The organism is Sphingomonas bacterium (assembly GCF_903644135.1).
Lineage (GTDB): Bacteria > Pseudomonadota > Alphaproteobacteria > Sphingomonadales > Sphingomonadaceae > Sphingomonas.
Genome location: NZ_CAHJXA010000049.1, coordinates 1 through 11,953, shown reverse-complemented (window position 1 = coordinate 11,953; position 11,953 = coordinate 1). Strand labels below are relative to the sequence as shown.

General features: G+C 68.6%; 12 protein-coding genes. 7 read left to right on the top strand and 5 right to left on the bottom strand.

Annotation, left to right across the window (positions count from 1 at the left end):
• Positions 1-7 precede the first annotated feature (7 nt).
• Together rsmD and HUU96_RS04460 are read left to right on the top strand one after the other, a co-directional pair.
• The gene (rsmD, locus tag HUU96_RS04465) at positions 8-505 is read left to right on the top strand and encodes a 16S rRNA (guanine(966)-N(2))-methyltransferase RsmD (RefSeq protein ID WP_254604986.1); all 498 of its coding nucleotides are present in this window, start codon (positions 8-10) and stop codon (positions 503-505) included.
• Positions 506-735: 230 nt separating this feature from the next.
• Positions 736-3,081, top strand: a complete 2,346-nt coding sequence (locus HUU96_RS04460) for an ATP-dependent helicase (RefSeq protein WP_438827057.1) — start codon at positions 736-738, stop codon at positions 3,079-3,081.
• Position 3,082: 1 nt separating this feature from the next.
• Here HUU96_RS04460 and HUU96_RS04455 read toward each other — a convergent pair whose 3' ends face one another.
• Complete coding sequence (locus tag HUU96_RS04455) at positions 3,083-3,502, bottom strand: DoxX family protein (protein WP_174291651.1); 420 nt, start codon at positions 3,500-3,502, stop codon at positions 3,083-3,085.
• 100 nt (positions 3,503-3,602) lie between these two features.
• Here HUU96_RS04455 and HUU96_RS04450 point away from each other — a divergent pair, with 100 nt between their 5' ends.
• On the top strand, positions 3,603-4,160 hold the full coding sequence (locus HUU96_RS04450) for a glycine zipper 2TM domain-containing protein (RefSeq protein ID WP_174291650.1): 558 nt from the start codon (positions 3,603-3,605) through the stop codon (positions 4,158-4,160).
• 33 nt (positions 4,161-4,193) lie between these two features.
• Here the strand turns inward: HUU96_RS04450 and HUU96_RS04445 are convergent, their stop codons facing one another.
• Both HUU96_RS04445 and HUU96_RS04440 read right to left on the bottom strand, forming a co-directional pair.
• Positions 4,194-4,541, bottom strand: coding sequence for a hypothetical protein (locus HUU96_RS04445; RefSeq protein ID WP_174291649.1), 348 nt, complete (start codon positions 4,539-4,541; stop codon positions 4,194-4,196).
• Positions 4,542-4,612: 71 nt separating this feature from the next.
• Positions 4,613-6,715, bottom strand: a complete 2,103-nt coding sequence (locus tag HUU96_RS04440; protein WP_174291648.1) for a prolyl oligopeptidase family serine peptidase — start codon at positions 6,713-6,715, stop codon at positions 4,613-4,615.
• A 126-nt stretch (positions 6,716-6,841) separates the two neighbouring features.
• On the opposite strand from HUU96_RS04440, the gene HUU96_RS04435 reads away from it, so the two are divergent.
• Both HUU96_RS04435 and HUU96_RS04430 read left to right on the top strand, forming a co-directional pair.
• Positions 6,842-8,266 carry an MFS transporter gene (locus tag HUU96_RS04435; RefSeq protein WP_174291647.1) on the top strand — a complete coding sequence of 475 codons (1,425 nt, stop codon included), beginning with the start codon at positions 6,842-6,844 and terminating at the stop codon, positions 8,264-8,266.
• A 57-nt stretch (positions 8,267-8,323) separates the two neighbouring features.
• Positions 8,324-9,151, top strand: a complete 828-nt coding sequence (locus tag HUU96_RS04430; RefSeq protein ID WP_174291646.1) for an alpha/beta fold hydrolase — start codon at positions 8,324-8,326, stop codon at positions 9,149-9,151.
• A 28-nt stretch (positions 9,152-9,179) separates the two neighbouring features.
• Here the strand turns inward: HUU96_RS04430 and HUU96_RS04425 are convergent, their stop codons facing one another.
• On the bottom strand, positions 9,180-9,422 hold the full coding sequence (locus tag HUU96_RS04425; protein WP_174291653.1) for an FtsB family cell division protein: 243 nt from the start codon (positions 9,420-9,422) through the stop codon (positions 9,180-9,182).
• Between the two features lie 103 nt (positions 9,423-9,525).
• Complete coding sequence (gene eno, locus HUU96_RS04420; RefSeq protein WP_174291645.1) at positions 9,526-10,800, bottom strand: phosphopyruvate hydratase; 1,275 nt, start codon at positions 10,798-10,800, stop codon at positions 9,526-9,528.
• Positions 10,801-10,929: 129 nt separating this feature from the next.
• On the opposite strand from eno, the gene HUU96_RS04415 reads away from it, so the two are divergent.
• Both HUU96_RS04415 and HUU96_RS04410 read left to right on the top strand, forming a co-directional pair.
• On the top strand, positions 10,930-11,445 hold the full coding sequence (locus HUU96_RS04415) for a hypothetical protein (protein ID WP_174291643.1): 516 nt from the start codon (positions 10,930-10,932) through the stop codon (positions 11,443-11,445).
• Between the two features lie 34 nt (positions 11,446-11,479).
• A complete protein-coding gene (locus tag HUU96_RS04410) occupies positions 11,480-11,809 on the top strand; it encodes a phage holin family protein (RefSeq protein WP_254604984.1) in 330 nt (109 codons plus the stop codon).
• Positions 11,810-11,953: the final 144 nt, after the last annotated feature.

Sequence of the window (11,953 nt, the reverse complement as noted above, 5' to 3'; positions counted from 1 at the left end):
CGCCCTCGTGGCCCCCCGGGGGCAGGCGACGAGGCCCACGTCCGACCGCGTGCGCGAGGCGCTGTTCTCGATGCTCACCAGCCGGCTCGGCAGCTTCGAGGAGCTCAGCGTCGTCGACCTGTTCGCCGGCTCGGGCGCGCTGGGGATCGAGGCGCTGTCGCGCGGCGCGGGCTCCTGCCTGTTCGTCGAGCAGGATCGCGCCGCGCTCGATGCCCTGCGTGCGAACCTGGCGACGCTTGGCGCGCGGGCTGACGTGCGCGCCGCGTCGGTGCTGGCGCTCGGCCCCGCCCCCGCGCCGCTCGACCTGCTGATGATGGACCCGCCCTATGGCTCGGGCGCAGGCGCGGTGGCGCTCGACAAGCTGGCCCGACTCGGCTGGACGGGGCCGGCGAGCTGGATCAGCATCGAAACGGGCCGCGACGAGGCGGTGGCGATCGCCGGCTTCACCATCGATGTGGAGCGCGTCCATGGCAAGGCGCGCCTGACCCTGCTCCGCCCCGCCTGATCAAACCCGGCAAAATCGCTGACCGGCAGGATATCGACATCATTCTGTAATGCTCGCCGGGCAATAGCCGGATCGCCGCTGCTCCTGCTTTTCCCCCTTGCAGCCAGCGGCGGAGTGTTTCGGCACTCCTCCTCCCTGAACTACGGGGCGATCCGGACGGGTCGCCCCGATTTTTTGGGCGAAGCGCAACGCCATTGCTCCCGACGCCGGCGTTCCCTACCTGTTCGGGGGTGACGACCCCCGCTCCTTCCGCTGCTCCGGCGCTGGCCGCCACCGGCGCACCGTTGGCCGACCCGCCCTATCTCGCCGGCCTCAACCCGCCGCAGCGCGAGGCGGTGCTGACCACCGACGGCCCGGTGCTGATGCTGGCCGGCGCGGGCACCGGCAAGACGGCGGCGCTGACCGCGCGGCTCGCCCACCTGCTCTATACGCGCAAGGCGTGGCCGTCGGAGATCCTGGCCGTCACCTTCACCAACCGCGCCGCGCGTGAGATGCGCGAGCGGGTGGGACGGCTGGTCGGCGAGGCGGTGGAGGGGATGCCGTGGCTCGGCACCTTTCACGCGATCGGGGCCAAGATGCTGCGCCGCCATGCCGAGCTGGTCGGGCTGCAATCGAACTTCACCATCCTCGACACCGACGACCAGCTGCGTCTGCTCAAGCAGCTGATCGTCGCCGCCGACCTGGATGAGAAGCGCTTCCCCGCCCGCGCCCTGGCCGGCCTCATCGACGAGTGGAAGAACAAGGGGCTGGTGCCGCGCGACATCGACGCCGGCGAGAGCGAGCGCTACGCCAACGGCCGCGGTGGCGAGCTGTACGCACAATATCAAGCGCGGCTGAAGAGCCTCAACGCGTGCGACTTTGGTGACCTTCTGCTGCACGTCCTGACCATCCTCAAGACGCATCGCGACGTGCTGGAGCAGTATCAGACCCGCTTCCGCTACATCATGGTCGACGAGTATCAGGATACCAATGCCGTCCAGTATCTCTGGCTGCGCCTCCTCGCCCAGCAGCGCCGCAACATCGCCTGCGTCGGCGATGACGACCAGTCGATCTATTCATGGCGCGGCGCGCAGGTCGAGAACATCCTGAAGTTCGAGCACGATTTCCCCGGCGCGAAGGTGATCCGCCTCGAACAGAACTACCGCAGCACGCCGCACATCCTCGGCGCGGCCGGCGGCGTCATCGCGCACAACACCGGCCGACTCGGCAAGACGCTGTGGACCGAGCTCGACGCCGGCGAGAAGGTGCGCGTGCTCGGCATCTGGGACGGGCCGGAGGAGGCGCGCCGCGTCGGCGAGGAGATCGAGGCGGCGCAGCGCGGCGGCACCAGCCTCGATCATGTCGCCATCCTAGTGCGCGCCCAGCACCAGACCCGCGAGTTCGAGGATCGCTTCATCGCCATCGGCCTGCCCTATCGGATCGTCGGCGGCTTCCGCTTCTATGAGCGCGCCGAGATCCGCGATGCGCTCGCCTATCTGCGCGTCGTCAACCAGCCCGCCGACGACCTTGCCTTCGAGCGGATCGTCAACGTCCCCAAGCGCGGGCTCGGCGACAAGGCGCTGGCCCGGCTCCACCAGCTCGCACGCCAGACCGGCGAGCCGCTGACCACCGCCGCCGCGCGCATCCTCGACACCGACGAGCTGACACCGCAGGCGCGGCGCGCACTAGGGCGGCTGGTCGGCGACATCGCCCGCTGGCGCGACATGGCGCAGAGCCTGCCGCATCCCGAGCTGGCGCGGCAGCTACTCGACGAGAGCGGCTATACCGCCATGTGGCAGGCGGAGAAGTCGGCAGAGGCCGCCGGCCGGCTGGAGAACCTGTCCGAGCTGGTCCGCGCGATGGAGGAGTACGAATCGCTCGGCGCGTTCCTGGAGCATGTCAGCCTCGTCATGGACAATGAGGGTAACCGCAACGACCCCCAAGTCACGATCATGACCATCCACGCCGCCAAGGGACTGGAGTTCGACACCGTGTTCCTGGTCGGCTGGGAGGAAGGCCTGTTCCCCTCGCAGCGCGCGATCGACGAGGGCGGCACGCGCAGCCTGGAGGAGGAGCGCCGCCTCGCCTATGTCGCGATCACCCGCGCCCGGCGACGCGCGACCATCCTCCACGCCGCCAACCGCCGCATTTACGGCCAGTGGATGTCGAGCATCCCCAGCCGTTTCGTCGGCGAACTGCCGCCCGAGCATATCGACAGCGAGACCACCATGTCGGGCGGCGAGAGCCTGTGGCGCGCCAATTGGAGCGAGCGCGCCGACCCCTTCGCCGATGTCGCGCGCGGGACGGGGCGCGGCCCCGGCTGGCAGCGCGCCGCCGGAACCCTGGATGCGGGCAAGCCGGGCGGCGAGTGGACCAGCCGCACCTTCACCACCGCTCCCACCCGCATCGTAGAGAGCCGGCAAAGCGCGATCAGCCTGGGCAACAAGGGGCGCAGCGACCTGTCCGTCGGCTGCCGCGTGTTCCACCAGAAGTTCGGCAACGGCGCGATCGCCGCGATTGAAGGCAACAAGCTGGAGATCGACTTCGATCAGGCCGGACGCAAGCGGGTGATGGACAGCTTCGTGACGCTGGGGTGAGTTAGCGAGCCCGACGTCGCACCACGACCGCCCCGCTCGCCCACAACGCCCACCAGATGATCAGCGGCTGCAACGCCAGCCGGGGATAGTGGTACCACCAACCGAGACCCGTCCCCTGCCCCAGATCGTGGATCGCGTGGACGACGTTCGCCGGCCATACGCACAGCGCATAGGCGGCCAGCCCCCAACCCGCCGCTTGGCGCCAGCGGGTCGTCATCAGCCCAACCGCCCCGGCCAGCTCGCACAGCCCGGTCGCGATCACCCAGGCATAGGGCTGCGGCACCGAGCTAGGCACGATCTTCACCATCGCATCGGTGGCGAAGGTGAGATGCGCCACCCCCGCCACGCCGTAAAAGCCGATCAGCAGCCAGCGGGCGATCCAGCGGCCCCGCCCCTCGATCGGGCGATCGTCGTTGCTCATGCCGTGCCTCCCCGCGGCCGCTCGTTCAGGAACGATACGGGAGCGAAACCGTATCTCTCGCGCGCCGCCGCGAATCGCCGGCCAGTAAAGGATACCAGTCATGCTTAGCCGACTTGTCACCGCCGGGCTCGCCATTGCGACGCTCGCGACCGCGATGCCCGTCATCGCGCAGAGCCCCCAGGAGGATCGCCGCTTCGCCGATGCCCAGGCGCGCTTCGACCGCGAGTATCAGCTCTATCGCCAGGCAGTCGACCGTTACCAGTCGTCGCGTCAGGCGGGCTATCCTGCGCCGGCCTACCCCGGACCTGGCTACAACAACGGCGGCTACGCACCGCCCCCGCCCCCGCCGTCGCAAGGTTACTACGATACCGACCGCGTCGAGCAGGGCTATGAGCCGTCGCGCTATTATCGTGCCAGCAACCAGGAGCGTGTGCTCGCGGCCGACGACCGCGTCTATGCCGGCAATGATGGCCGCTATTATTGCAAGCGCAACGACGGCACCACCGGGCTGATCATCGGCGCGGCGGGTGGCGGGTTGCTCGGCAACCTGATCGCCGGCGGTCATTCCAAGACAGTCGGGACGCTGCTCGGCGCGGCCGGTGGTGCCCTTGCCGGCAAGGCGGTCGACCAGAACAGCAGCGAGGTCCGCTGCCGCTGAATGCGGAATCGGAGCCGGTTCGCCGGCTCCGGTTCAGCCGGCGTCGACCGCCATCAGCGTCACCCCATCGTAGCGCGCCTCCTTGCGGTGGAACAGCTCGCTGACCGTGAACCGCCGCGCGGTCAGCCGCAGCGGCGACAGCCCGGCCAGCTTGAACGCGCCGAGCTTCATCTCCTTGGGCGGCTTGCCGTCGCGCTCCAGCGTCACCGCATCGACGTACAACTCGCCATGGCGTGTGTAGATGATGTGCGGGGCCAGCGTCACCTCGCCGCGATTATAGCTGGCGGCGATCGCCAGCTGCTTGACGATCGCCTCGAACACGACGGGCGTGGAGACGGGCGGCGGTGCCGATGCGCGCACCTCGGTGATCGACGAACTCATCTCGCTATCCTATCGCGATCCGCTGCGGTGCAGCAACAACGGACCGGGTCGGCGCGCGTTCCAATCCGCGATCAGCCGGCCGGCCCGATCAGCTTCTGCGCGAAATAGGTCATCTGCAACGCCTGCAACCGCGCCGATTGCTCGATATCGGCATCGCCGGAATGGCCGCCGGCGGTATCCTCGTAGAAGAGGTACGGCAGGCCATATTCCTTCATCCGCGCCGCGAACTTGCGCGCATGTTGCGGCCCGACACGATCGTCCTTGGTGGTCGTCCAGATATAGGGCTCGGGATAGGCGACCCCCTTTTTCAGGTTCTGATAGGGTGAGATCGTCTGGAGGAACGCCTTCTCGTCGGGGTTCGACACCGAACCATATTCGTCGACCCACGACGCCCCCGCCGCGATCTGTTCATAGCGGATCATGTCCAGTAGCGGCACCTGGATGGTCACCGCACGCCACAGGTCGGGATGCTGGTTGAACTCCACGCCCATCAGCAGGCCGCCGTTGGAGCCGCCATAGATGCCCAGCTTCGCCGAACTGGTGAGCCGCCGCGCGATCAGGTCCTTGGCGACCGCGGCGAAGTCGTCATAGATCAGCTGCCGCTTGGTCTTGCGCCCGGCATCGTGCCACGCCGGCCCGAACTCGCCACCGCCACGGATGTTGGCCAGGACGTAGCTGCCGCCGCGCTCCAGCCACAGCTTGCCGACCGTTCCCAGATAGGCAGGCGTCATCGACACCTGGAAGCCGCCATAGGCGGTCATGATCGTCGGCGTCGATCCGTCGAGCGGTACGTCCTTGTGGTGGACCACGAAATACGGGATCTTTGTGCCGTCGGTCGAGGTCGCCTCGAACTGATCAACGGCATCGTGCGACGCGTCGAAGCGCGGCGGCGTCGCCTTTGATTCGACCGGCTGGCCGCTGCCGGCATCCAATGAATAAAGCGTCGTCGGCGTCAGGAAGCCGGTGACGCTCAGATAGCTGCGGTCGCTGCGCAGGGTATCGGCGACCACCCCCAGGCTGGAATTGTCGGGCAAGGTCAGCGGCCGGTGGCTCCAGCCCTCCGCGCCGTGCGTGTAGACATAGCCACGACCGCGGACATTGTCGGACACCACCAGCAGCAGGCGATTGCGGGTCTGCCCGGCCCCGTCGATCGACTGGCGCGGACCCGGCGCGAAGATCACCTGCGGCTTCAGCACGCCGCGCTCGACCTCCGCGAGCGGTGCGGAGGCGATCGCGCCCGCCGGCACCCCGGCCCATGGGTCGCTGGTCGAGAACACCACCTGGCCGTCGACCAGGGCGGTCGGCCTCGTCCGCATCGGCAGGTCGAGCTTGAGCGGCCCCTTGTCGGTCAGCAGCAGCGTCTCCGTACCGAAGAAGGTGACGGCGCGCGAGATCACGACCAGCCGGTGCCCGGCCGCATCGTGCAGCACATAGGCACCGGTTGAAACCTGATCAGTGGCCGCCCCGCGGAACACCTCCGTCGCGCGGTCCAGCGATTCGCCGCGCTTCACCTGCTTCAGCACGAACGGATAGCCCGACGCTGTCATGGTCCCCGCGCCCCAGTCGCGGCTGACCAGCAGCGTGTCGCGGTCGAGCCAGGTCGCGTTCTGCTTCGACTTGGGCAGGGCGAAGCCGCCCGCGACGAAGCCGCCGGCCTGAAGGTCGAACTCGCGATAGCTGACCGCGTCCTCGCCGCCCTCCGACAGCGCGACCAGGCACAGCCGCTCCTCGGGCTGGAGGCAGGTCGCACCCTTCCAAACCCAGGTCTTGTCCTCCGCTTTGCCGAGCGCGTCGAGGTCGATCAGCGTCGTCCAATGCGGATCGGGCTTCGCGTAGTCGGCCTCGGTCGTCCAGCGCCACAGGCCATGCGGATGCTCCTGGTCGCGCCAGAAGTTGAGGACGCGGCCGCCGACCAGCGATGGCGTCGGGATGCGGTCCTTGGCGGCGGCGATCGCCAGCGCCTCGGCGTGAAAGGTCGTATAGCGCGGGTCGTTCTGGAGGCGCGGCAGCGTCCTGGCGTTCTCCGCTTCGACCCAGGCGAGCGGCTTTGCGCCGTCCTTGTCCTCCAGCCAGAGATAGGGATCGTGATCGTTCATCGCGGCCGTCTGCGCGCGCGCGGGAGCGGCGGCAAGCGCCAAGACCGCCGCCAGGCTGAGTAAGGCACGCATCGTCATCTCCTTGATCCTTGATCGGGTTGCAGGTGCCTTGTCCCCGCGCACCACCAACCGCATAGCGACAGGATGGCACGGCTTCGACGTTCACGGCAACTACCTGCGGTCCGCTCCACTGCGATCCCGGCGATGCGCTCTCCCGCTCGCGCTGTTGCGCAGACTGACGGTCTGCCGCTCCCGCGTCGCTATGCCGCCATCCTGGCGCTGTGCTGCGGGACGGCGCTGGTGATCATCGACGGCGGCGTCGCCAACGTCGCGCTGCCGACCATCGCCCGCGATCTGGGCGTCGGGTCGAGCGCGGTGGTGTCGATCGTCACCGTCTACCAGCTGATGCTGGTCATGCTGATGCTGCCGTTCGCCGCGCTTGGCGAGCGGATCGGGCTCAAGCGCACCTACCAGCTGGGGCAGGCGATCTTCACCGTCGCGACCTTGCTGTGCTTCTTCGCCAAGAGCCTGCCCTTCCTGCTGGTGGTGCGCGCCGGCCAGGCGATCGGTGCGGCCGCGACGCTGGGGGTCGGCTCGGCGCTGATCCGCCAGACCTATCCCGCGAAGCAGCTCGGCCGCGGGCTTGGCGTCAACTCGGTGATCGTCGCCAGCTCCGCCGCCGCCGCGCCGACGGTCGGCGGCCTGATCCTGGGCGTCGCGCCCTGGCCCTGGGTGTTCGCCAGCGCCGTCCCGTTCGCGATCGCCTCGCTGCTGTTCGGACGCGCACTGCCCGATCCAGCCCCGCGCGACCGGCATTTCGACGTGGTCGGCGCGGTGCAATGCGCGGCGATGTTCGGCCTCGTCATCGGCGGCGCGGAGAGCGCGGTACATGGCGACAGCCCGGTAGTGTCGGCCGCGATCGTGCTGATCGGCGCGCTCGTTGGTGTCTATTACGTCCGGCGCGAGCGCGGCACGGCCAACCCGATCCTGCCGGTCGACCTGCTCGGCCAGCCGGTGATCGCACTGTCGGTGATCGGTGCGTACACCGCCTTCATCGCATCGATGACCCTGTTGCTGTCGACGCCGTTCCGCTTGACCCATGATTACGGCTTCTCGCCGGCACAGGTCGGAGCGGCGATCGCACCCTGGCCGCTGACCAACATGATCGTCGCGCCGCTGGCGGGCTGGCTGTCGGACCGTATCCCGGCGGGGCTGCTCGGCGGTATCGGCATGATCGTGTCGGTGGTCGCGCTGACCCTGCTCGCGCTGCTGCCGGCCGATGCGGCCTATGTCGACATCGCCTGGCGGATGGCATTGTGCGGATCGGGGTTCGGCATCTTCCTGCCGCCCAACGCGCGCCTCATCATCGGTTCCGCCCCGCAAGTGCGCGCGGCGGCGGCGGGCGGACTGGTCTCGACGGTCAGGCTGCTTGGACAGACAACCGGCGCGACGCTCGTGGCGCTACTGCTAGCGATCGGCGTCGGCGCGGGACGGGTGCCGGCGCTGGTCGCCGCCGGTCTCGCCGTCGTTGCCGGCCTGTGCAGCATCGCCCGCCTGCGTCCGTCGCTGCGCAATCCCGATCGTGCCGAGAGCGAGGCGGCGCAGATTACCATGCGGACGGCGCGCTAGGGCGGAACGCCGCCGCGCGTGCCTTGTTTACCGTCCGACCCCTACGGAGCTTACCTCATGCCCTATATCAAGACGCGCGACGGCATCGACCTGTTCGTCAGGGATTGGGGCAGCGGCCGCCCCGTCGTCCTGCTCCACGGCTGGCCGCTCGACGGCCAGATGTGGGACGCGCAGGCGATGGCGCTGGCAGACCACGGCTTTCGCGCGATCAGCTATGACCGGCGCGGCTTCGGCCGGTCGGACCAGCCCTGGAGCGGCTACGACTATGACACGTTCGCCGACGACCTCGCCGACGTGCTGCAGGAGACCGGCGCGACGCAGGACGCGACCATCGTCGGCTTCTCGATGGGCGGCGGCGAGGTCGCTCGCTACATGAGCCGGCATGGCGGCAAGGGCGTGATCGCCACCGCGCTGATCTCGTCGGTCGTGCCGTACATGCTCAAGACCGCCGACAACCCGGACGGCGTGCCGGTCGAGACCTTCGACCAGATGAAGGACGGCATCCGCCAGGACCGCGCGCACTTCTTCCGCCACACCTTCATGCCAGGTTTCTTCGGGTCGGGGCTGCTGTCCAGCCCGGTCAGCGACGACGTCCTCGACATGGTCACCGCGACCGCGCTCAAGGCCAGCCTCAAGGCGACGCTCGCCTGCGTCGATGCGTTCGGCAAGACCGACTTTCGCGGCGACTTGTCCGCGTTCCGGGTGCCGACGCTGATCGTCCACGGCACGGGCGACAAGACGGTGCCGATCGATACGTCGGGACGTGCCGCGGCAAAGGGTATCGCCGGATCGCAACTGGTGGAATATGACGGCGAGCCGCACGGCCTGAACGTCACGTCCAGCGACCGGCTGACGCAGGACCTGCTCACGTTCCTCGGCAAGTGACCGCTGACCGGGCTCTTGAGGAGCCCGGTCACTTCAGCGGGACGATGACCTCATCGGGGTTGGCGACGTTGAGCTGCTTGCGCACCATCTCGTCGACCATGTCGGGATTTGCGTGATCGGGATCGAGCAGCGCCACGCGGTTCTTCAACACCTCGCGCCGATGGTCGAGGGCGGTATAGTCGCGATCGCGTCGCTCGAGCTGACGCTTGTAATCGCCATAGGCGAACAGGCCGTTGGGCCCGAGCACAGCATAGACGCCGAAGAACGCCATCAGCGTCAACCCCGCCGCCGGCCAGGCGGCGCGGCGCAGCGTCTGCGCGAGGCGGGAGCGGCGGCGGGTCACATCTATATCATTACGCGCCGCGACTCGCGGATCAAGCTAAAAAAACGGACCGTCCCGCATAGACCGCCGCACCCGCCAGCTCCTGCTCGATCCGGATCAGCTGATTGTATTTGGCAAGCCGATCGGACCGCGCGAGGCTGCCGGTCTTGATCTGGCCGCAGTTGGTCGCGACGGCGAGGTCGGCGATGGTCGCGTCCTCGGTCTCGCCCGAACGGTGGCTCATCACCGCGGTATAGCCGGCGCGCTGCGCCATCGACACCGCCTCCAGCGTCTCGGACAACGTGCCGATCTGGTTGACCTTGACCAGCAGCGAGTTGGCGAGGCCGTCGGCGATCCCCTGCTTCAGCCGCTTGGGATTGGTGACGAACAGGTCGTCGCCGACCAGCTGAACCTTGTCACCGATCAGGTCGGTCAGTGTCTTCCAGCCAGCGAAATCGTCCTCCGCCATTCCGTCCTCGATCGACGCGATCGGATAGCGGCGGGTCAGGTCGGCGAGGTATTCGGCCATCTCGTGGCTCGACAGGATGCGGTTCTCGCCGGAGATGTCGTAGCGGCCGTCGCGGAAGAACTCGGTCGCGGCGCAGTCGAGTGCCAGCACCACGTCCTCGCCCGGGTGGTATCCCGCCTTCTCGATGCTCGCCATGATCAGGTCGAGCGCATCGGTGGTGCTGGCGATGTTGGGCGCGAAGCCGCCCTCGTCGCCCACCGAAGTGCTGAGCCCCTTGTCGTGCAACGCCTTCTTCAGGGTGTGGAAGATCTCCGACCCGCAGCGCACCGCCTCCGCCAGCGTCGCCGCGCCGACCGGCACGATCATGAACTCCTGAAAGTCGATCGGGTTGTCGGCGTGCTCGCCGCCGTTGATGATGTTCATCATCGGCACCGGCAGCACATGCGCCGCCACGCCGCCGACATAGCGATAGAGCGGCAGCCCGCGCGCATCCGCCGCCGCCTTCGCCGCCGCCAGGCTGACGCCCAGGATCGCGTTGGCTCCCAGCCGCGACTTGTTCTCGGTGCCGTCCAGCTCGATCATAGTCCGGTCGAGATCGGCCTGGTCCTCGGCGTCGAGGTCGCGCACCGCATCGGCGATCTCGCCATTGACCGCCGCCACTGCCTGATCGACGCCCTTGCCGCCCCAGCGCGCGCCGCCGTCGCGCTTCTCGACCGCCTCGTGCTTGCCGGTGGAGGCACCCGACGGCACCGCCGCGCGGCCGAAACTGCCGTCCTCCAGCCAGACATCGACCTCCACCGTTGGATTGCCCCGGCTGTCGAGGATCTGCCGGCCTAGGATGTCGATGATTGCGGTCACGAAATGAAGCTCCTAGGCAGATGAACAGGACCAAGCCCCTATCGCGCGCGGCACGACGCCGCAATCGGCAGGGAACCGCCGCCGGACCGCCGGGGTTGAACGGCAGAGACAGCATAGAAAGGGTTGGCCATGGCCGAGACCGACAAGCCCCAAGCCATCGAAGAAGGCGACATCATGCCGCCGCCCGCCACGACCGAGTTCGAGCCGGCCGCGCCGCTCAAGGACGCCGGCGTCGAGTTCGAGCCGGACGACGGCAAGACCAAGAGCACGATCGGCGACGCCAAGCAGGCAGCCGGCAAAGGTGCTGCATCGTTCCAGGATCAGGCGATCGACAAGGTGCGCATGTTCGCCGAAGACGGCAAGGCCAAGGCTGGCGGTGCGCTCGACCAGTTCGCGCAGATGCTGATCGACGCTGCCGGACAGGTCGACGAGAAGCTGGGCGCGCAATATGGCGAGTATGCCCGCACCGCCGCCTCCTCGGTCCAGGGCTTCGCAGACGCGGTGCGCGACAAGGATGTCGACGAACTCGCCGATGACGTGCGCGGGCTGGTCCGCAAGAGCCCCGCGGCGGCGATCGGCGTCACCGCGGCGCTGGGCTTCGCACTGGCGCGGGTGGTGCACGCGGGCCTCGACCAGCGTGCCTGATCGTCCGCGAACGGTTCATCTCGCACCGTCGGCCGTGGAGGACGAGAGCCTGGCCTCGCTGGTCGGGCGCACGATCGAGGATGCACGGGCGGTCGTGTCGGCGGAGATCGCGCTCTACAAGGCGCGCGCCGGCGAGCGGATCACGGCCTACAAGGGTGCCGTCACCTTCTTCGCGATCGCCGGCGTGCTGGCGCTGTGCGGCTTCATCGCGTTGCTGGTCGGGCTGATCCTGTCGCTTGCGACGCTGATCGGGCCCGGACTGGCGACGGCGGCGGTGGTGTTGACGGTGTTCGCTCTGGCCGGCGTGCTGGCGATGATCGGCAAGGGCAGGCTTGCCCCGCCCAAGCTGGACGGCGCGGCGTGAGCGACCCCGTCGTTCGCCTGGCGATCGCCGAAACGGCGGCAGCCGCCGCGCGGGAGCGGCTGCACGCCAGCCTGACCGTGCTGCAGGAGCGGCTGGAGCCCAAGCGCCTCGCCCGCGACACGGCACGGGACCTGAGCGAGGCGG